Here is a 20042-nt window from a genome sequence, read left to right on the forward strand (position 1 = left end):
AAGCGCCAGGAACGCGACATCCCTGTTGACGTTCCAGCGCCCGAGCCTCTATAAGTCCGCCCAACCAAGGGCTCGCCTCCCGGGGCGCGTAGCCTTTGTGCGGTTTTCATGTCATACGGCCATCGAATGGCGCGGCTTCCGCGCTCTGCGCCGATCGAAAGGAAAAGACCATGTCCCGCCGTTGCGAACTGACCGGCAAAGGCGTGCAGACGGGCAATCTCGTCAGCCACTCCAATCACAAGACGCGCACCCGCTTTCTGCCCAATCTGGTCAATGTGACGCTGGCCTCGGACGCACTCGCGCGCTCCGTGCGGCTGCGCGTCTCGGCGGCGGCGCTTCGCTCGGTCGAGCATCGCGGCGGGCTGGACGCCTTCCTCGTCAAGGCGCGCGACACGGAGCTCTCGGACGACGCCCGCGCGCTGAAGCGCGAGATCGTCAAGAAGCTCGCCGTCGCGACGGCCTGATAGGGGTTTCCGGGCGAGCGCTCTCGCCGCGGGCCTGAAGGCTCGCTCCCTTTTTGCGTCACCATTTGAAAAATAGACCCCGCGCCCGAAGCGAGCGCGGGGTCTTGCCCGTTTTAGCCGCCCTTGCCGACGCGAGCCCCCAGACGCGCGCCGACAATCGCTCTGGGGGCGTGTCAGCCCCAGATCGACAAAGCTACGCTGAGCAGCAGGGGAAGGGAGGCCAGCGAGAAGATCGCGGCGACGCAGAGAACCCTCTGGACGTCGAGCGGCTCGTGAGACGCCGCGGGCAATCCCGCATTTCGAACTTTGCCAAAGGAAATCATACGCAACTCCCTCGTCACTCCCGGACGGGCCAATCGCTCGGACGTCCGATCGTCACTTGAACGCGCACACGACGGTCGCGCCGAAATATTAATGCAACAGCCGCCCTGAAGGTTCCCCGCCGACTCTCGTTTCGGCGCGGTTGAGCGCTGGTTACGAAATTAACGCGATTTAAACTTGTTCACCATTCCGGTGAACCACTCAAGACGTCGCGAGAACCCGCGGACGCGGCGCGGCGCGCTGCGGCGCGGAAGCGGCGTTCTCGCTGAACAGCTCGGCGAGCTTCTCCGTCATCGCGCCGCCGAGCTCCTCGGCGTCGACGATCGTCACCGCGCGCCGATAATAGCGCGTCACGTCATGGCCGATGCCGATGGCGATGAGCTCGACCGGCGATTTGGTCTCGATTTCCTGAATGACATGGCGCAAATGGCGCTCGAGATAATTGCCCGGATTGACCGACAGAGTGGAATCGTCGACCGGGGCGCCGTCGGAGATCATCATCAGAATGCGGCGCTGCTCCTGGCGCGCCATCAGACGGCGATGCGCCCAGTCGAGCGCCTCCCCATCGATATTCTCCTTGAGCAGGCCCTCACGCATCATCAGGCCGAGATTGCGGCGCGCGCGCCGCCAGGGCGCGTCGGCGGCCTTGTAGATGATGTGGCGTATATCGTTGAGACGGCCGGGATTGGGCCGCTTGCCATCGGCGATCCAGGTCTCGCGCGACTGGCCGCCCTTCCAGGCTTTGGTGGTGAAGCCCAAAATCTCCACCTTCACGCCGCAGCGCTCCAGCGTGCGGGCGAGAATATCGGCGCAGGTCGCCGCCACGGTGATCGGCCGGCCGCGCATGGAGCCCGAATTGTCGAGCAGCAGCGTGACCACCGTATCGCGGAAATTCGTGTCCTTCTCGCGCTTGAAGGAGAGCGGCTGCTGCGGATCGATGACGACGCGCGGCAGGCGCGCGGGATCGAGCATCCCCTCCTCGAGATCGAACTCCCAGGCGCGGTTCTGCTGCGCCATCAGACGACGCTGCAGGCGGTTGGCGAGCCGTCCCACGACCGAGGAGAGATGCAGGAGCTGCTTGTCGAGATAGGAGCGGAGCCGGTCGAGCTCCTCGGCGTCGCAGAGCTCCTCGGCCTTCACCGTCTCGTCGAAGCGGGTCGTATAGGCCCTGTATTCGCCGCCGGAGCGGTCGGAGGAGGTGACCTGCGGCCGGCGGGTCTCCATCGCCTCGTCTATGTCGCCGGATTCGATCTCCTCCAGCATTTCACTGTCGAGAACGTCCGCGGCTTCGCTCTCGCCCTTTTCGAGGGCTTCTTCGGAGGCCGTCGCGGTCTCCATCTCGGAGGAGCCGGACTGCTTCTCCTCCTCGGTCTCCTCGCCCTCGGCCTCGTCGGGATTTTGCGGCTGGTCCTCGCTCGGCTCCTCGGAATCCTCCTCGCCGCCGGCGCTCTCGCCCTCGAGCTCGAGCGCCGCGAGCAGACGATGCGCGAGCTGGGCGAAGCCGCGCTGATTCTCCAGCGCGCCGACGAGCTTGTCGAGATCGGCGCCGGCGCGCTCCTCGATCCAAGGCCGCCAGAGATCGACGACCTTCTGGCCATGGGCCGGCGGCGTGAGGCCGGTGAGGCGCTGACGGGCGATGAGCGCCAGAGCCTCCTCGAGCGGCGCGTCCTCGCGGGAGTCGATCTCGGAGAAGCGCGCGCGCTGATAGCGATCGTCGAGCATCGCCCCGATATTGGCGGCGACGCCGTCCATGCGGCGGGAGCCGATCGATTCGACGCGCGCCTGCTCGAGCGCGTCGAAGGCGGCGCGGGCGTCGGGAGACTGTGGCTGCACGCGGCGATGGATCGCCTCGTCATGGCAGGCGAGGCGCAGGGCGATCGAATCGGCGTGGCCGCGCACGATGGCGGCGTCATGGGCGGTGAGCTTGCGCGGCGGCTCCGGCAGGCGCGCCTTGGCCTTGTCGTCGGCGCCGAGCAGCGCGGCGCGCTCCGGCGAAAACGACACTTCCAGCTCCGAGCGTTTCGCCATGGCGCGCATCGCGCCGGCGACGGCGCGCTTGAACGGCTCCTGCGGAGCCTCCTTCGGCGTGGCTGCTTTGCGATTGGATGCCATGGGAGTCCGTTCGATATCCGCTCTCCGCCCGCCTCCGGGCGAACGAGCCTATATAGCCTAAGTCGGATCGCGAGTTATGAAAATAGAGGAAGGCGAAATCGCGCGGCGACCCACGCGATGGGCAATTTTCTCGTTGTGTATCAATGACTTCGCCAGACTTGTGACGACCAGGTGACGCAATTTTCATCTAAGCTGTTGAAAATTTTACTGTTTTTTCAAAGCTTCAAGTCATTCTCTCGCGCGCCAACGGCCAGCGGAGTTGAGTCGAGCCATGTATAAGATCGCCTCCCAATATGGCGTCGTCACCGAATTTCGCGATGTGGACGAGCTTTGTTTCACTTGGCAGGTCGAGGCTCCGGCCGGAGGCTTGCCGCCTTATGAGCAGATCGCGCTCGGCAGCCTCGGCCGGCTCGCCGACGATGTGGCTCTGGCCGGGCGCCGGGACGATGGCGCGTTCGAATTTCTCTATGGCGGCGGCGCCTTCGAGGCCTGGCTGGGCGCGTCGCTGCGCGGCCTGCCGATCGACGGACTCGAACGCAATTTCCGTGACGCCATCGGCGACGCGCTCGAAGCGGCGCGCTCGCGCCGGACGCCGGCCGCGACGATCGCGCGCAGCATTCGCGACGGGCTGGTGCGAACCCGCGAGATCGTCGCCTTTCCGCTCTCGAGCCATTGGGGCGTCACGCTGTTTCTGGTGTTCGCGCGCGAGCGCGCCTCGAAATATGATCTCGTCGACGCGATCTATCGCGCGACCGACGACGGGCTGGCGACGCTCGCCGCCGTCCACGCCGGACGCCGCATCGTCGACTTCGACATTGTGAGCCTCAACGCCAGCGCGAGCCGCCTGTTCGGCGGCGCGGAGCGCGACCTCCAATGGCGACGCCTCAGCGAGATCGTCCCCGCGTGGATGGCCAATGGAGCCTTCGAGCGGCTCTCGACCATTTTCCATTCGGCGATTCACGACACATTCGAGGTCTCGCATCGCGCGGCGGACGGCGGCGTTCTGCATCTGCGGCTCTCCGCCGCGCCTATGGGCGATCTCATCGGCGTGACGCTCACCGACATCACCGCGCTCAAGGCGCGCGAGGCCTCGTTCCGTCTGCTGTTCGAGAGCAATCCCATGCCCATGTGGGTCCACGACCCGCAGAGCCTGCGCATCGTCGCCGTCAATGACGCGGCCGTCGCCCATTACGGCTATCCGCGCGAGCGTTTTCTCGGCTCGACCTTGTTCGATCTCTATGCGGAGGAGGAATGGCCGGCGGTGACGATCGCCCATGAAAATCCGGCGAATCGGCGTCCCTCCGACCGCGTCTGGGCCAATCGCACCGCGGATGGGCGCGCGATAAAGGTGCAGAATTACGCGCGCGAGATCATGTTCGACGATTCTCCGGCGATATTGCTCGCCATCGTCGACGTCACCGAGCAGCGCGAGCAGGCCGCCCGCATCGCCCATCTCGCCCATCACGACCCGCTGACCGGCCTCGCCAATCGCGTGTTGTTCCGCATGCGCCTGACGGAAGGCTTGCAGCGGCTCGAGGGATCGGAGGATCGCCTTTCCGTGCTCTATCTCGATCTCGACGGATTCAAGGATGTGAACGACGCCTTCGGCCATCCGATCGGCGACAGGCTGCTGATCGCCGTCGCCGAGCGGCTGCGTCACACTCTGGAGCCGGGGGATATCGTGGCGCGCGTCGGCGGCGACGAATTCGCCATCGTTCAATTCGGCGCCGGAGCGCCGGAGGCGGACCGGCTCGCCGAACGTATCGTGACGGAGGTGAGCCTCGCCTATGAGATCGACGGCCATGCGGCGACCGTCGGCGCGAGCGTCGGCATATCGGTTGCGCCGATCGACAGCGGCGACGCCGATATTCTGCTCAAGAACGCCGATATCGCGCTCTATCGCGCCAAGGCCGACGGGCGCGGCCTGCATCGTTTCTTCGAGCCGGAGATGGCGGCCTCCATCCTCGTGCGGCGCACGCTGGAGGCGGATCTGCGCCATGCGCTCCTCGTCGGCGAGTTCCAGATCTATTACCAGCCGCTCATCGATATCGAATCGGGCCGCATCGTCGCCGCCGAGGCTTTGCTGCGCTGGTTCCATCCCACCCGCGGCTCGGTTCCGCCCATCGATTTCATCCCCCTCGCCGAGGAGACCGGCCTCATCACGCCGATCGGCGAATGGGTGCTGCGCGAGGCCTGTCGCGAGGCGGCGAGCTGGTCGGAGCCGATCGGCGTCTGCGTCAATCTCTCGCCCGCGCAATTCCGCTCGCGCGCGCTGGCGGCGTCGGTTCTGTCGGCGCTGGCGACGAGCGGCCTCGCGCCGCAGCGGCTCGAGCTCGAGATCACCGAATCGGTGCTGCTCGCCGAAAATCAGGCCCATCTCGCCGTGCTGCACCAATTGCGCAGCCTCGGCGTGTGCATATCGATGGATGATTTCGGCACCGGCTATTCGAGCCTGAGCTATCTGCGCTCCTTCCCCTTCGACAAGATCAAGATCGACCGCTCCTTCGTGAAGGAGTTGCCCGACAATCACGAATGCGGGGCGATCGTGCGCGCGGTGGCGGGGATCGGGCAGTGCCTCGGCGTCGCGACAGTGGCCGAGGGCGTGGAGACACACGAGCAATTGGCGCGTCTGCGCGAAGAAGGCTGCACACAGATGCAGGGCTTCCTGTTCAGCCGCCCGGCCCCGGCCGCCGAGATGCGTCGCATGCTCGCCGACCCCGGCGAGCGATGGGGAGAGGACGCGAGCGCGGCGTGAGAATGCGCGCGTTCACCGCGCCGACGGCTGTAGCCACGGAAATGGTGGGGGAAGTAGGACTCGAACCTACGAAGGCATAGCCAGCGGATTTACAGTCCGCCCCCTTTGCCGCTCGGGACATTCCCCCAGCTTCTCGACGGATCCTGAAAAGAACGGTCCCGCGAGCGACGGCCTCGCGAGAGGCCGGTGAAGCAGGCGCATATGGGGAATTTGCTCCCCCGCTGTCAACCTGAAAATGACAGCCGAAAACGACCAGGGCGTCGCCGCCCCCCGTCGGCTCAGGACTGGCTCTGGAACTGGCTCTGCGCGCGGGCGACGCTCACGCGCACCTCCATCGTCTCCTCGCCGCCGCCTGTGTGCGCCGCGCGGGTGGGCGCCGCGCCCAAATGATCGAGCGCGACGGCGACGCGCACATAGGTCTCGTCCGGAGAAGCGCCCCGCGTCGGATCGAAACCCACCCAGCCGAGCCCCGGTATATGGCTCTCCGCCCAGGCGTGGACGGCGGCGCCGGCGTCGGCGCGCAGGGCGTAGCCGGAGACGTAGCGCGAGGGAATCTCGAGGCTGCGCGCGCAGGCGATGAAGACATGCGCCAAATCCTGGGCCGCGCCGCGGCGGCGCGCGAAGACGTCGGCCGCAGCCACGGCGCCGCTCGCCGGCCCCTCCTCGACGACCAACGCCTCGTGCAGCGCGCCGACCAGACCGTGAAGCTTCGACAGCGCATCTGTGGGCCGCGAGCTCGCCTCGGCCGCGAAGTCGTAGATCGCCTGATCCGCCTCGGTCAGCGGCGTCTCACGCAGATAGAGCTCAGGGGGAAAACGCTCGATGGCGCCGCGCGCCACGCCGGCCGTGTCGAAGGTCTCGACCGCGCCCTCCACCACAGTCGTCAGCGCCTCGAGCGGCCCCTCGACATAGATGTTATGCACGACATTGCCGAAGGCGTCCTCGCAGGCGCGCAGCCGGCAGTCGCGATCGACGTCGATCCGCCAGTCGAGAACATGCTGACCATCGTAATTGCGAGGCGTCAGCGCCAGTTTCTGAATCGCCGCCTTGGCGGGCTCGGCATATCGATAGATCGTCTCGCGCCTGACTCTTATATGCATCTCGCACCGCAAAGGGAGCTTCGAGGCGTCGCTCCGACGAGCGGCATTCTAGAAAAGATACTGCTCCGACACCAGGGCCCCCAGCCGTTGATTATCGGCGATGAAAACCTGGATGAAATCGTGCAGCCCATTGTGGAAGACGCTCTCGATCGTGGCATGCTCGAGCTGGCCGAACACGGTCCGCGCATGACGCTGCGCCGGCCCGTGCTTGCCATGGGATTTGCCGAGACGGTCGAGGTTCTGCACCACGCTCTCATAACAGGCGATCAGCGAGCGCGGCATTTCCGGCCGCAGGATCAGGAGATCGGCGACGAGCCAGGGCTTCAGACTGTCACGATAGACCCAATGATAAGCGGTGTGAGCAGAGACGGCGCGCAGGATCGCCGTCCATTGGAAATAGTCGAGCGAGCCGCCGACCGCCTCCGTCTCCGGCAGCAGCACGTGATATTTCACGTCGAGCAGGCGCGCCGTATTGTCGGCGCGCTCGAGATAGAGGCCGACGCGCGAGAACCAATAGGCGTCGTTGCGCAGCATGGTCCGATGCGCGCCGCCGTCATAGGCGGCGGAGACCTGCTTCACGAAATCGAGAAAGCGCGTCACCTCCTCGGCGGAGCGGCTCGCCTGCTCGAAGGCCTTGAGCTCGAGGAAGGCGCCGTTGATCGCCTCCCACATCTCCACTGTGAGCGCTGTGCGAACCGCGCGGGCGTTGACGCGCGCGAGCTCGATGCAATTGCGGATCGAGCTCGGATTATCCGGCGAGAAAGCCAGGAATTGCGTGACATTGGCCTCGTCGACCGTCAGCCCCGCCGCGTGAAAGGCGGGCGCGGCGCCGGAGGAGAGCAGCGCGCTCTCCCATTCCGTCTCCACGCCGCCATAGGCGCGGGGAAGCGTGGCGAGGCGCCTGGACGCCTGCAGTATGCGCGCGAGGAAATCCGCGCGTTCCATATATCGGGCCAGCCAGAAGAGGTTGTCTGCGGTGCGTGAGAGCATGAGATCCCGTCGTTTCGGCGCGCTGTTCTTACTGCGAATTCGTCATGCGCGCGCGAGCGGCGCGTCGTCGATGATCCATGTGTCCTTGGTTCCGCCGCCCTGGCTGGAATTCACGACGAGAGAATTCTCCGTCATGGCGACGCGCGTCAAGCCGCCGGGCACCACGCTCGCGCCATTGGGGCCATAGAGCACGAAAGGCCTCAGATCGACATGGCGGGGCGCGACGCCGCTCGCCACCGACACCGGGCAGGTGGAGAGCGCGAGCGTCGGCTGGGCGATGAAATTTGTGGGATTGTCGGCGAGCTTCTCGGCGAATTCCGCTATCTGCGCCTTTGTGGCGTGGGGACCGACGAGCATGCCATAGCCGCCGGAGCCATTGACCTCCTTCACCACCAGCTCGTCCAGATGGTCGAGAACATAGCGAAGCGCCTCCTTCTCACGGCAGCGCCAGGTGGGGACGTTCTTCAGCAGCGGCTCCTCGCCGAGATAGAAGCGAATCACCTCCGGCATATAGGTGTAAATCGCCTTGTCATCGGCCACGCCCGTGCCGACTGCATTGGCGAGCGTCACATTGCCTGCATGATAGGCGCCCATCAGACCGGCGACGCCCAAAGCGGAATCGGGGCGGAAAGCGAGCGGGTCGAGGAAGTCGTCGTCGAGACGGCGATAGATCACATCGACCCGGCGCGGCCCCTCCGTGGTTCGCATGAAGACGACGTCGTCCTTGACGAAGAGATCGCGCCCCTCGACCAGCTCGATCCCGAGCTTGTCGGCGAGGAAGGAATGTTCATAGAAGGCTGAATTATATTGGCCGGGCGTCAGCAGCACGCTCACCGGATCGGCCCCCGCTCCGCGCGGCGCGGCGGAGCGCAGCGTGGCGAGCAGCTGATCGGGATAATTCTCGATCGGCGCGACGCGGTGGAGCGCGAAGAGATCCGGCAGGAGCCGCATCATCACTTCGCGATTCTCCAGCATATAAGAGACGCCCGACGGCGTGCGGGCGTTGTCCTCCAGCACGAAGAAGCCGTCATCGTCGGTGCGGATGATGTCGATGCCGGCGATATGCACGAAAATATCATGCGGCACGCGGCGTCCGGCCATCTCCGGCCGGAAGGCGGGATTGCGATAGACGAGCTCGGACGGAACGACGCCCGCCTTCAATATTTCGCCGGGGCCGTAGAGATCGGCCAAGAACAGATTCAACGCCTTCACACGCTGGATCAGCCCTTTCTCGAGCTGGGCCCATTCGGCGCGCGCGATGATGCGCGGCAGAATGTCGAAGGGGATGAGCCGCTCGGTCGCCTCCTGCGATCCATAGACGGCGAAGGTGATGCCGATGCGCCGAAACAGCAATTCGGCCTGCGCCCGGCGCGAGGCCAGGAATTCCGGCTCGACCGAGGCCAGCCATTTGGAAAGCTTTTCGTATGGCAGGCGGATCAGCCCGTCGACACCGCTCATTTCGTCGAATTGCGCCACCTTCGAAAGCACGTTCTCGCTCTCCCTCGGGTTTCGGCGAACGGCCGCTCGCGCCGGCGCTGCGCCTTTGTGACAAGGCGTGGCAAGAAGCGAGCCAGATGACGAAAGCGTCGCCGATGGCAAGCCCGCTCACTCTATCTTCTAGTCCGATAATCGTTGACAAGCCATGCGACGCGGATCAGAAGCAAAACCGTCGGCGCGATTTTCGGTCGCACGACTCAACCGACCCTTGCGAAGGACTCATGGGCAGTAGCCGCTATGGCGCCGTCGCCGCAGCCTCGTCTGCGCGCGCCGCGCCGCACTCGAAAGAAACCCGCGGCCGCAAGGACCGCGTGAGAGGCGTCGCCCGAGCCTGAGGCTCCCACCCGCGCCCGCTCACGCCTTCGGCCGCGACAACGGCCAGAAGGACGAGAGCGATGATGATTTTCCCCCGCCCCTATCCCTCCCTCCGCATGCGCTCTGCGCGCCGCGGAGGCGCAATCATTCCAGTCGCCGCGCCGGCGGACCTCGGTAACCTGCGCATCATTGGACGCCGCAGGCCCGCCGCCGCCTGGACGATCGACCCCGCCTCCCACCGGCCCGTTTGTCTCTGGGGCTCGCAGGCGGAAGAATTCGGCCGCGGCGAGGACGAGGACGCGCAGAGTCGCCCTCGAAGCTTCCGCCGTCATATCGCGCGATACGACGCGCTTTCCGTTCCGCCGGCGCGGTCCATTCGCGTCATCAAAGTTTCATGTCGCTGAACTGTAACGGTCGCGCTCGTACGTTTTCCGCTTTCGCGCGTGCGACAAGAAACTCTGCCAATATACGAATCGCGTAAGAGACCGACGACGAGCCGATGAAGCCCAAATGCCTCGCCACTCTGGCGACGCTGACTCTCGCGTACAGCTGCGCGAGCCCGTCGGCGGCCGCCGACAAGCCGTCCGAGACCAGCGCCCCGCCCGCTTTCACCTGGGCGGGGCTGCATATCGGATTGAACGCCGGCGCCGGCCTTCCGATAGTGAGCGGCGGCGCGCTGGAGGCGGGCAGCGGCTTCACGAGCCGCGCCTTCGATCTCCCCGCGCCGAATCGTGATCGCGCCGGAGCGAGCTTCGGCGCGCAGATCGGCTATGACTGGCAGCACGGCCCCTGGGTCTATGGGCTCGAAACCGATCTGAATTTTCTGGGGCTTCGCCGCGCCTCCACCGGCGTCTTTCCGGCGCCCGCCGCCTATCGGCCGCTCGGGATCACCGCCTATGGGCTGACATCGGACGAGAACGGCGATTATTTCGCCAGCATTCGCGCCCGCCTCGGCTACGCCGTCGACCGCACGCTGTTCTATGCGACCGGCGGCGTCGCGGCCGGCGGCGGGCGCGGCGCGTCGAACCTCGTTTTCTATGACGCGGGGCCGCTCGGCCTCTTCTTCGCGCCGGTCTCGAAATCCTCGCGCATGAAATATGCCGTCGGCGCCGGCGTCGAATATGCGCTCTACGACCATCTCTCCGCGCGGCTAGAATATGTCTATCTGAACCAGCAATTGCAGAACCGCGTCTATGACAATAATTTCTCGTTTCAATTCGCTGCGCGCCAGCGCAGCGAAGCGCATGTGCTGCGGCTCGGCCTGAATTATCGTTTCGATCCGCAGGACGAAGCGCGCGGGAACGAAGCGAGGAGCGACGAGGACAAGACAGCCGACGAGCGCGGGAACGAGTCCCCGAGCAAGGACGCCGAAGCGAAAAAACGCGGCGCCGAAAAAGCGAAAAGCGCGGACAAGGGAAAAGAAAAAGAAAAGAACGACGAGAAGTCGAAGAACGACGAGGAGCGCTACAGCTTTCACGGCCAGACGACCGCCGTGCTGCAGGGCTATCCCAAATTCCCGGCGCTCTACTCGGGCTCGCACAGCTTTCCGCCCAAGGGCCTCGCCGACGCGGGCACGACGAGCAATCTCTTCTTCGGCATGCGGCTGTGGCGCGGCGCCGCCGTCTATCTCAATCCGGAGATCGACATGGGCTATGGCCTCGCCAATTCCGTCGGCGCCGCCTCCTATGTCAACGGCGCCGTCGCGAAAGTCGGACGCGCCGCCCCCTATATGCGCTTCCAGCGTTATTTCCTGCGCCAGATCATCGGTCTCGACGGCGGCGAGAAGGTCGAGGATCCCGAGACGGGCTCCTTCAACGAAGTGCTGGAATCGACGCAGAACCAGCTCTCCGGCAAGGTCGACAAGGATCGGCTGATCCTCACCATCGGCAAATTCAGCGTGCCTGATATTTTCGACGACAATAAATACGCCCACGACCCGACGACGGGCTTCTTGAACTTCGGCGTGAACACGCTCGGCGCCTTCGACTACGCCGCCGATTCCTGGGGCTACACCTATGGCGCCGCGCTCGAGTGGAAGCAGGATTGGTGGACCGCGCGCGGCGGCCTGTTCCAGCTCTCGGAAATTCCGAACGGCCCCTCTATCGAGCCGCAGATCGGCCGCCAATTCATGGGCGTCGCCGAATTCGAGGCGCGCTATGATCTCTTCGATCAGCCGGGCGTGATCAAATTCCTGGCCTTCGCCGACAATGGCAATCTCGCCAAGGTGCAGAACGCCATCGACTTCGCTTATCTCGCCGGCAGTTTTCCGCCGGATGTGAACAATCCATGGATTCGCAAGCGCCATGTCAAAGTCGGCGGCGGCGTCAATGTGCAGCAGCAGCTCTCCAAGGAGATCGGCTTCTTCCTGCGCGCCAGCATGTCGGACGGCCGCTTCGAGACGGTCGACTACACCGACATAGACCGCTCGCTCTCGACCGGCTTCACCGCGGCCGGCGCGCTCTGGGGCCGCGACAAGGACGAGATCGGCGGCGCCATGGTGTTCTCCGGCCTCGCCGGCCCGCGCGTGAGCTATTTCGACCTCGGCGGAACCAGCGTCTATATCGGCGACGGCGGCCTCTCCTACGCCGGCGAAAAAGTGCTGGAGACCTATTACAAATACAATGTTCGCGACGGCGTCGAGCTGACGCTCGACTATCAGCTCATCGGCAATCCCGCGCATAATGCCGCGCGCGGGCCGATCAATATCTTCGGCCTGCGGCTGCACGCGCAGTTTTGAAGATTTGGGCGCCGTCGCCGATTGTTCTACAATCACCGCCCGATGACAAAGGCGCGCGACGACTTCACCCTGCTCTGGCTGCAGGCCGGCAGCTGCGGCGGCTGCACGATGGCGACGCTGGAGCGCGGCGCCGCCGGCTGGTTCGAGGAGCTGCGCGGCTTCGGCATCCGCCTCCTCTGGCATCCGAGCGTCAGCGAGGAGACCGGCGAGGAAGCGCGCGCCATTCTCGCGCGCGTCGAGCGCGGCGAAACGAGGCTCGGCGCGCTCTGCATAGAGGGCTCGATACTGCACGGCCCGGAGGGCACCGGCCTCTTCAACAAGCTCTCGGGCACCGGCCGCAGCATGCTCGATTGGGCGCGCGCCCTCGCGCCGCGCGCCCAATATTGCGTGGCGGTGGGCAGTTGCGCCTCCTTCGGCGGCGTGCCCGCCGGCGCGCCCGATCCGACCGACGCCAGCGGGCTGCAATATTCCGGCGTCGATATGGGCGGGGCGCTCGGGCCGGATTATCGCTCGGTCAAAGGGCTGCCGGTCGTCAATGTCTCCGGCTGCGCGCCGCATCCGGGCTGGATCATGGAGACGCTGCTCGCGCTTTCGCTCGGCCGTTTCACGCGGGCGGATATGGATGATTACGGCCGGCCGCGCATTTTCGCCGACCATCTCGCCCATCACGGCTGCAGCCGCAATGAATTCTACGAGTTCAAGGCCAGCGCCGAGGAGTTCTCCGAGCGCGGCTGTCTGATGGAGCATTTGGGCTGCAAGGCGACGCAGGCCGTGGGCGACTGCAATCAGCGCGCCTGGAACGGCGGCGGCTCCTGCACGCAGGCGGGCTCGACCTGCATCGCCTGCACCTCGCCGGGCTTCGAGGCGACGCGCGGCGTCCATCGCACGCCCAAGATCGGCGGCATTCCGGTCGGCCTGCCGCTCGACATGCCCAAGGCCTGGTTCGTCGCGCTGGCCGCGCTCTCCAAATCGGCGACGCCCAAGCGCGTGCGCGAGAACGCCCGCAGCGACCGTATCGCGCGCGGGCCGACGCCCGGCGCGGAGAAAAAGCCGGGCGGCGAGAAGAAGACATGAGCCGCATCGTCATCGGGCCGTTCAATCGCGTCGAGGGCGATCTCGAGGTGACGCTCGATGTCGAAAACGGAATCGTGCGCGAGGCGCGCGTCTCGGCCTCGCTCTATAGAGGCTTCGAGCAATTGCTGCTCGGCCGTCCCGCCGGCGACGCGCTGGCGATCGCCCCGCGCATCTGCGGCATATGCTCGGTCTCGCAATCTCTGGCCGCCGCCGCCGTGCTGCGCGCCGCTCAGCCGATCGCGCCGGCGCCAAATGGGCTCATCGCGACCAATATCGCCCATGCGGCCGAGAATATCGCCGACCATCTGACGCATTTCTACGTTTTCTTCATGCCGGATTTCGCCCGCGCCGCCTATGCCGGCCGGCCTTGGCACGAAGCGACAGAAGCGCGCTTCAAGGCCGTCTCCGGCGCGGCGCTGCGCGAGGCGCTGCCGGCGCGGGCGCGGCTGCTCGAGACGATGGGGCTGATCGCCGGCAAATGGCCGCACAGCCTCGCCTTCCGGCCCGGCGGCGTCACGCGGGCGCTGGCGCTCGGCGATGAAATGCGGCTCCTCGCTCTCATCGCGGATTTTCGCGCCTTCCTCGAGCGCGCGCTCTTTTCCGCGCCGCTCGACGCGGTGATCGGCCTCGCCTCGGCGCGAGAGCTCGATCGTTTCGTGGAAGGCGCCGGCGCGGCCGGAGATTTCGCGACCTTCATCCGCATCGCGCGCGATCTTGGCCTCGAGGAGATGGGGCCCGGTCCTGGCCTGCTGCTCACCGCCGGAGCCTATCTGGGGCCGGAAGGCCATCGCTTTCCCGCCGGCCTGCTCGACTGCGCGACCGCCCTGCTGCGCGAGCCGCCGCTCTCGCGCGTCGAGGAAGATGTCTCCCACGCCTATATGCGCGACACCGCCGCCGACCCCGCCCGCGCCGAGACGCTTCCCGACATGCGCCGCGAGGGGGCCTATAGTTTCGCCAAGGCGCCGCGGCTCGAGGGGCGCGCCGTCGAGGTCGGCGCATTGGCGCGCCAGGCCGTCGCCGGCCATCCGCTGATCCGCGATCTTCTGGCGCGGCGCGGCGCCTCCAATGTCTTCGCCCGCATCGTCGCGCGAGTTCTGGAGATCGCACTGCTGACGCGCGCGATGGAGGACTGGACGCGCGCGCTGGCGCCGCGCGAGCCCTATTGCGTCGCCGACGCGCCGCTCGCCGATGGACCTTTCGTCGGCTTCGTGGAGGCGGCGCGCGGGACGCTCGGCCATTGGGCGACCTTCCGCGACGGCCAGATCGAGCGCTATCAGATCATCGCGCCGACGACCTGGAACTTCTCCCCGCGCGACGCCGCCGGCAATCCCGGCCCGCTGGAGCAGGCGCTCGCCGGCCTCGCGGTCGGCGAAGAGGGCGCGACGAATGTCGCAGTGCAGCATATCGTGCGCTCCTTCGATCCTTGCATGGTCTGCACGGCGCATTGACTGTCTAGTGGCTTTCCGCGGCTGGAAAGCCACTTCTCCTCGCGGAGCCCTCGGGGAGCGCCGAATTTTCGGCAATCGCCTGACAGCCTGGAAAGATTCTCCTTACCCTCGCGCTGGCCCGCAACTTGCGCACATTCCTGCAAGCGGCGCCGTCGCGCGAATGCCGCATTGCACAAGGGTGGGGAAGGACATGGCCGCCATCGAAACCTTCTACGACGTCATTCGTCGTCAGGGCGTCACGCGCCGCAGCTTCACGAAATTCTGCTCGCTCACCGCCGCGAGCCTCGGCCTCGGTCAGACCGCGGCGACGCAAATGGCGCAGGCGCTGGAGACCAAGCCGCGCATTCCAGTGATCTGGATGCATGGGCTCGAATGCACCTGCTGCTCGGAGAGCTTCATCCGCTCGGCGCATCCGCTCGCCAAGGACGTCGTGCTGTCGATGATCTCGCTCGACTATGACGACACGATCATGGCCGCCGCCGGACATCAGGCCGAGGCGATCCTCGAGGAGACGAAGGAAAAGTACAAGGGCAAGTATATTCTGGCCGTCGAGGGCAATCCGCCGCTGAACGAAGGCGGCATGTTCTGCATCGACGGCGGCAAGCCCTTCGTCGAAAAGCTGAAATGGATGGCCGAGGACGCCATGGCGATCATCGCCTGGGGCGCCTGCGCCTCCTGGGGCTGCGTGCAGGCGGCCAAGCCCAATCCGACGCAGGCGACGCCGATCGACAAGGTCATCAAGGACAAGCCGATCATCAAGGTGCCGGGCTGCCCGCCCATCGCCGAGGTGATGACCGGCGTCGTCACCTTCGTCACCACTTTCGGCAGACTGCCGGAGCTCGACCGGCAGGGCCGGCCGAAAATGTTCTATTCGCAGCGCATCCACGACAAATGCTACCGCCGCCCGCATTTCGACGCCGGCCAATTCGTCGAGGAATGGGACGATGAGGCGGCGCGCAAGGGCCATTGCCTCTATAAAATGGGCTGCAAGGGTCCGACCACCTACAACGCCTGCTCCACCGTGCGCTGGAATGGCGGCGTCTCCTTCCCCATCCAGTCCGGCCATGGCTGCATCGGCTGCTCGGAAGAGGATTTCTGGGACAAGGGCTCCTTCTACGACCGGCTGACCAAGATCAACCAGTTCGGCATAGAGCATAACGCCGATGAGGTGGGCCTCGCGGCCGCAGCCGTCGTCGGCGGCGCCGTCGCCGTCCATGCGGGCGTCACCGCGGTGAAGCGCATCACGACCAAGCACGAAGGGTAGGGAGCAAAAGCGCGCGCCCCCTCGCCCTCATGCTGAGGAGGCTCCGCAGGAGCCGTCTTAAAAGCACGAGGGCGAGGCTCCAGAGGGCGCGCGTGACGGCTCCCTCGTCCTTCGAGACGCGGCCTGCGGCCGCTCCTCAGGATGAGGGAGCCTTCGCCCAATACCCTGAACACAAGAAGCAAACGCCGCCGAGGAAACGCGATCATGGGCATTCAGACGCCGAACGGCTTCAATCTCGACAATTCCGGCAAGCGCATCGTCGTCGATCCGGTCACGCGCATCGAGGGTCATCTGCGCGTCGAGGTCAATGTCGACAAGAACAATGTGATCCGCAACGCCGTCTCGACCGGCACCATGTGGCGCGGCATAGAGGTCATTCTGAAGGGCCGCGATCCGCGCGACGCTTGGGCCTTCACGCAGCGCATCTGCGGCGTCTGCACCGGCACACATGCGCTCACCTCGGTGCGCGCGGTGGAGAACGCCCTCGGCATCACCATCCCCGAGAACGCCAACTCTATCCGCAATATGATGCAGCTGGCGCTGCAGGTTCACGATCATCTCGTGCATTTCTATCATCTGCATGCGCTCGATTGGGTCGATGTGGTCTCGGCGCTCTCCGCCGATCCCAAGGCGACCTCGGCTCTGGCGCAATCGATCTCCGATTGGCCGCTCTCCTCGCCCGGCTATTTCAAGGATCTGCAGATCCGTCTGAAGAAATTCGTCGAGTCCGGACAGCTCGGCCCGTTCAAGAATGGCTATTGGGGTCATCCGGCCTATAAGCTGCCGCCCGAGGCCAATCTGATGGCGGTCGCGCATTATCTCGAGGCGCTCGATTTCCAGAAGGAGATCGTGAAGATCCAGACGATCTTCGGCGGTAAGAATCCGCATCCGAACTGGCTGGTCGGCGGCGTGCCCTGCGCGATCAATGTCGACGGCAATGGCGCGGTCGGCGCGATCAATATGGAGCGCCTCAATCTGGTGACCTCCATTATCGAGCAGTCGATCGAGTTCGTCGAGAAGGTCTATGTGCCCGACGTGCTCGCCATCGGCTCCTTCTACAAGGATTGGCTCTATGGCGGCGGCCTCTCGGGCAAGAATGTCATGGCCTATGGCGACATTCCCGAGCACGCCAACGACTTTTCCCCCGGCAATCTCGGCCTGCCGCGCGGCGTGATCCTCAACGGCAATCTGAAAGAGATTTTCCCGGTCGATCATACCGATCCGGAGCAGATCCAGGAGTTCGTCACCCATTCCTGGTACAAATATCCGGACGAAACCAAGGGCCTGCATCCTTGGGATGGAATCACCGATCCCCATTACAAGCTGGGCCCGGCGGCCAAGGGCACGCCGACCAATATTCAGGAGCTGGACGAAGCCGGCAAATATTCCTGGATCAAGGCCCCGCGCTGGCGCGGCAACGCCGTCGAGGTGGGGCCGCTGGCGCGCTATATCGTCGGCTACGCCCAGGGCAAGCCGGAGTTCAAGGAGCCGACCGACGAGTTTTTAAAGAAGCTCGGCGTTCCGGTCACGGCGCTGTTCTCGACGCTCGGCCGCACGGCGGCCCGCGCGCTCGAGGCGCAATGGGCGGTGCGCAAGATGGAGCACTTCCAGAACAAGCTGATCGCCAATATCAAGGCCGGCGATTCCTCCACCGCCAATATCGACAAATGGAACCCGCAGGCCTGGCCGAAGGAGGCCAAGGGCTTCGGCTTCACCGAGGCGCCGCGCGGCGCGCTCGCCCATTGGATCAAGGTGAAGGACGGCAAGATCGAGAATTATCAATGCGTCGTGCCGACCACATGGAACGGCAGCCCGCGCGATCCCAAGGGCAATATCGGCACCTTCGAGGCCTCGCTGATGGACACGCCGCTCGCCGATCCGCAAAAGCCGCTCGAAATTTTGCGCACGATCCATTCGTTCGACCCCTGCCTCGCCTGCTCGACCCATGTGATGAGCGAGGACGGACAGGAGATGACGAAAGTCACGGTTCGCTGAGCGGAGGCAAGATCATGACCGAGGCGACGCAAGTCCATGGCGTTCTGGACAGCCACGGCGAGAAAGCCGCGGAACTGCAGAGCGTCTATGTCTATGAAGCGCCGGTGCGGCTATGGCACTGGATCAATGCCGCGGCGATCGTCGTGCTGGCGACGACGGGCTATTTCATCGCCTCGCCCTTGCCCTCGACGCCCGGCGAGGCGAGCTCGCAATTCCTGATGGGCTACATCCGCTTCGCGCATTTCTCGGCGGGCTATGTGCTGGCCGTGGCCCTGCTGATGCGCATCTATTGGGCCTTTGTCGGCAATGAGCACGCCAAGCAGATTTTCTATCTGCCGGTGTGGGACCGCCAATGGCTGTCGGGCGTTCTCTACGAGGCGCGTTGGTACGCCTTTCTCGTGAAGCAGCCGAAGAAATATATCGGGCATAATCCGCTCGGCCATCTCATCATGTTCTTCTTCATGCTGCTGCTGACCTTCCTGGTGGTGACGGGCTTCGCGCTCTACTCGGAGGGGGAGGGGCGCGACAGCTGGCAATATAAATTGTTCGGCTGGGTGTTCTTGATCTGGCCGAACAGCCAGGACGTCCACACTTGGCATCATTTGGCCATGTGGGGCGTCATTCTCTTCGTCATCATCCATATCTACACCGCGGTGCGCGAGGATATCGTGTCGCGCCAGAGCCTCATCTCCTCGATGGTCTCCGGCGAGCGCGTGTTCCGCGACGAGGCCGACAAGTGAGTCGTCGCGCGGCGACGGGGCGAGGGACAGCTGAGGAGACGCCATGCGCACTCTCATTCTCGGCATAGGCAATATTCTCTGGGCGGACGAAGGCTTCGGCGTCCGCGTCGTCGAGGAATTCCACGCGCGCTATGAAACCGGCCCCGATGTGACCGTGCTCGACGGCGGCACGCAGGGCCTCTATCTCGTGCAATTCGTCGAAGCCTGCGACCAGCTTCTCGTCTTCGACGCGATCGATTACGGCCTCGAGCCCGGAACCTTGCGCATCGTGCGCGACTCAGAGGTTCCGCGCTTCATGGGCGCGAAAAAGATGAGCCTGCATCAGACCGGCTTTCAGGAGGTGCTCTCCGCCGCCGATCTGCTCGGCCGCTATCCGTCGCGCCTCGCGCTCATCGGTTGCCAACCGCAAGACCTCGAGGACTGGGGCGGCCCGCTGACGGCGCCGGTCGCCACCGCGATCGAGCCGGCGCTCGCTGCGGCGCTCGAAACGCTCAAAGAATGGGGCGTGGAGCTCCGCCCGCGAGCGAGAAGCGCGGAAACATTCCAACGCTTGCTGGCGCATGACCTCGACCAAAACGCTTATGAGAGGCGCCTCGACGGCGCCGATGAGGAGACGAGACCATGAAAGCGATCCGTTTCGCGGCGTCCGCCGCCGCTTGGCTGCTTCCGGCGACGGCCATGGCGCATCCCGGCCTGCATCCGGACGATCTGGCTTATGACATCGCCCACGCCTTGACCGAGCCGGATCATCTCCTGACGATGACATTGTCGCTCGCCTGGGGCGCGATGATCGTCGCCGCGGCCTATTGGTTCAAGCCTTGGCGCGCATCGTCTTGGCGCGCGTCTTCTTGGCGTTGACGGACCGCAGGCGATGTGCGTCGGCTTTCCCATGACGGTGATCGAAGGCGACGCCTTCGGAGCGCTGTGCGAGCGCCGGGGCGAGAGACGCCCCGTGTCCATGGCGCTCGTCGGCGCGCAGCCGCCCGGGACGAAAGTGCTGGTGCATATCGATTCGGCGATCCGCGTTCTGGACCCGCTCGAGGCCGCGCAGATCGACGACGCGCTCGACGCCGTGGAAAAAGCGCTCGCCGGCGAGAATGTCGATCACCTCTTCGCCGATCTCGTCGACCGCGAGCCGCAGCTGCCGGATTTCCTGAGAAAATAGCAGCCGCTGGAAAGCTGCCCCACAAGGCGGTAAGCATCTTTCCAGAACACCGACGCCGATCCGCA

Annotated in this window: 15 protein-coding genes and 1 tRNA gene; 11 read left to right on the forward strand and 5 right to left on the reverse strand. The window is 65.2% G+C overall.

Annotation, left to right across the window (positions count from 1 at the left end; genetic code table 11):
• Positions 1 to 170: 170 nt before the first annotated feature.
• A complete protein-coding gene (rpmB, locus tag IY145_RS07010; protein ID WP_196407544.1) occupies positions 171 to 464 on the forward strand; it encodes a 50S ribosomal protein L28 in 294 nt (97 codons plus the stop codon).
• 522 nt (positions 465 to 986) lie between these two features.
• Here the strand turns inward: rpmB and cobT are convergent.
• The gene (gene cobT / locus IY145_RS07015) at positions 987 to 2897 is read right to left on the reverse strand and encodes a cobaltochelatase subunit CobT (protein WP_196407545.1); all 1911 of its coding nucleotides are present in this window, start codon (positions 2895 to 2897) and stop codon (positions 987 to 989) included.
• A 271-nt stretch (positions 2898 to 3168) separates the two neighbouring features.
• Here cobT and IY145_RS07020 point away from each other — a divergent pair, with 271 nt between their 5' ends.
• Entirely contained in the window at positions 3169 to 5652 is a 2484-nt protein-coding gene (locus IY145_RS07020; RefSeq protein WP_196407546.1) for a bifunctional diguanylate cyclase/phosphodiesterase, read from the forward strand.
• 42 nt (positions 5653 to 5694) lie between these two features.
• On the opposite strand, the gene IY145_RS07025 is transcribed toward IY145_RS07020, so the two are convergent.
• The 4 genes from IY145_RS07025 to IY145_RS07040 form a co-directional block, all read right to left on the reverse strand.
• Positions 5695 to 5779 (reverse strand) — tRNA-Tyr (locus IY145_RS07025).
• Between the two features lie 151 nt (positions 5780 to 5930).
• Positions 5931 to 6752: a transglutaminase family protein gene (locus tag IY145_RS07030; RefSeq protein ID WP_196407547.1), complete on the reverse strand. Its 822-nt coding sequence runs from the start codon at positions 6750 to 6752 to the stop codon at positions 5931 to 5933.
• Positions 6753 to 6800: 48 nt separating this feature from the next.
• Positions 6801 to 7742: an alpha-E domain-containing protein gene (locus IY145_RS07035; protein ID WP_196407548.1), complete on the reverse strand. Its 942-nt coding sequence runs from the start codon at positions 7740 to 7742 to the stop codon at positions 6801 to 6803.
• A 42-nt stretch (positions 7743 to 7784) separates the two neighbouring features.
• On the reverse strand, positions 7785 to 9200 hold the full coding sequence (locus tag IY145_RS07040) for a circularly permuted type 2 ATP-grasp protein (RefSeq protein ID WP_210332748.1): 1416 nt from the start codon (positions 9198 to 9200) through the stop codon (positions 7785 to 7787).
• An 853-nt stretch (positions 9201 to 10053) separates the two neighbouring features.
• Here IY145_RS07040 and IY145_RS07045 point away from each other — a divergent pair.
• From IY145_RS07045 to IY145_RS07085, 9 genes are all read left to right on the forward strand, one after another.
• Positions 10054 to 12291, forward strand: coding sequence for a carbohydrate porin (locus IY145_RS07045; RefSeq protein ID WP_196407550.1), 2238 nt, complete (start codon positions 10054 to 10056; stop codon positions 12289 to 12291).
• Positions 12292 to 12333: 42 nt separating this feature from the next.
• Positions 12334 to 13365 (forward strand): HupU protein, encoded by a 1032-nt coding sequence (locus tag IY145_RS07050; RefSeq protein WP_196407551.1) that lies wholly within the window; start codon positions 12334 to 12336, stop codon positions 13363 to 13365.
• Complete coding sequence (locus tag IY145_RS07055; RefSeq protein WP_196407552.1) at positions 13362 to 14813, forward strand: nickel-dependent hydrogenase large subunit; 1452 nt, start codon at positions 13362 to 13364, stop codon at positions 14811 to 14813. The genes IY145_RS07050 and IY145_RS07055 overlap by 4 nt, the downstream gene beginning before the upstream one ends.
• Before the next feature lie 190 nt (positions 14814 to 15003).
• The gene (locus IY145_RS07060) at positions 15004 to 16077 is read left to right on the forward strand and encodes a hydrogenase small subunit (protein WP_196407553.1); all 1074 of its coding nucleotides are present in this window, start codon (positions 15004 to 15006) and stop codon (positions 16075 to 16077) included.
• A 204-nt stretch (positions 16078 to 16281) separates the two neighbouring features.
• Positions 16282 to 18072, forward strand: coding sequence for a nickel-dependent hydrogenase large subunit (locus IY145_RS07065; RefSeq protein WP_196407554.1), 1791 nt, complete (start codon positions 16282 to 16284; stop codon positions 18070 to 18072).
• 14 nt (positions 18073 to 18086) lie between these two features.
• The gene (gene cybH / locus IY145_RS07070) at positions 18087 to 18812 is read left to right on the forward strand and encodes a Ni/Fe-hydrogenase, b-type cytochrome subunit (RefSeq protein ID WP_196407555.1); all 726 of its coding nucleotides are present in this window, start codon (positions 18087 to 18089) and stop codon (positions 18810 to 18812) included.
• Between the two features lie 43 nt (positions 18813 to 18855).
• Complete coding sequence (locus IY145_RS07075; protein WP_196407556.1) at positions 18856 to 19437, forward strand: HyaD/HybD family hydrogenase maturation endopeptidase; 582 nt, start codon at positions 18856 to 18858, stop codon at positions 19435 to 19437.
• Positions 19434 to 19670 carry a hypothetical protein gene (locus IY145_RS07080; protein ID WP_196407557.1) on the forward strand — a complete coding sequence of 79 codons (237 nt, stop codon included), beginning with the start codon at positions 19434 to 19436 and terminating at the stop codon, positions 19668 to 19670. The genes IY145_RS07075 and IY145_RS07080 overlap by 4 nt, the downstream gene beginning before the upstream one ends.
• A gap of 13 nt (positions 19671 to 19683) precedes the next feature.
• Positions 19684 to 19977 (forward strand): HypC/HybG/HupF family hydrogenase formation chaperone, encoded by a 294-nt coding sequence (locus tag IY145_RS07085; RefSeq protein WP_196407558.1) that lies wholly within the window; start codon positions 19684 to 19686, stop codon positions 19975 to 19977.
• Positions 19978 to 20042: the final 65 nt, after the last annotated feature.

It is taken from the genome of Methylosinus sp. H3A (assembly GCF_015709455.1).
Classification (GTDB): domain Bacteria; phylum Pseudomonadota; class Alphaproteobacteria; order Rhizobiales; family Beijerinckiaceae; genus Methylosinus.

Coding starts and splice junctions, on each gene's coding strand:
- rpmB (WP_196407544.1), top strand. CDS start 171: ATGTCCCGCCGTTGCGAACTGACCGGCAAAGGCGTGCAGACGGGCAAT.
- cobT (WP_196407545.1), bottom strand. CDS start 2,897: ATGGCATCCAATCGCAAAGCAGCCACGCCGAAGGAGGCTCCGCAGGAG.
- IY145_RS07020 (WP_196407546.1), top strand. CDS start 3,169: ATGTATAAGATCGCCTCCCAATATGGCGTCGTCACCGAATTTCGCGAT.
- IY145_RS07030 (WP_196407547.1), bottom strand. CDS start 6,752: ATGCATATAAGAGTCAGGCGCGAGACGATCTATCGATATGCCGAGCCC.
- IY145_RS07035 (WP_196407548.1), bottom strand. CDS start 7,742: ATGCTCTCACGCACCGCAGACAACCTCTTCTGGCTGGCCCGATATATG.
- IY145_RS07040 (WP_210332748.1), bottom strand. CDS start 9,200: ATGAGCGGTGTCGACGGGCTGATCCGCCTGCCATACGAAAAGCTTTCC.
- IY145_RS07045 (WP_196407550.1), top strand. CDS start 10,054: ATGAAGCCCAAATGCCTCGCCACTCTGGCGACGCTGACTCTCGCGTAC.
- IY145_RS07050 (WP_196407551.1), top strand. CDS start 12,334: ATGACAAAGGCGCGCGACGACTTCACCCTGCTCTGGCTGCAGGCCGGC.
- IY145_RS07055 (WP_196407552.1), top strand. CDS start 13,362: ATGAGCCGCATCGTCATCGGGCCGTTCAATCGCGTCGAGGGCGATCTC.
- IY145_RS07060 (WP_196407553.1), top strand. CDS start 15,004: ATGGCCGCCATCGAAACCTTCTACGACGTCATTCGTCGTCAGGGCGTC.
- IY145_RS07065 (WP_196407554.1), top strand. CDS start 16,282: ATGGGCATTCAGACGCCGAACGGCTTCAATCTCGACAATTCCGGCAAG.
- cybH (WP_196407555.1), top strand. CDS start 18,087: ATGACCGAGGCGACGCAAGTCCATGGCGTTCTGGACAGCCACGGCGAG.
- IY145_RS07075 (WP_196407556.1), top strand. CDS start 18,856: ATGCGCACTCTCATTCTCGGCATAGGCAATATTCTCTGGGCGGACGAA.
- IY145_RS07080 (WP_196407557.1), top strand. CDS start 19,434: ATGAAAGCGATCCGTTTCGCGGCGTCCGCCGCCGCTTGGCTGCTTCCG.
- IY145_RS07085 (WP_196407558.1), top strand. CDS start 19,684: ATGTGCGTCGGCTTTCCCATGACGGTGATCGAAGGCGACGCCTTCGGA.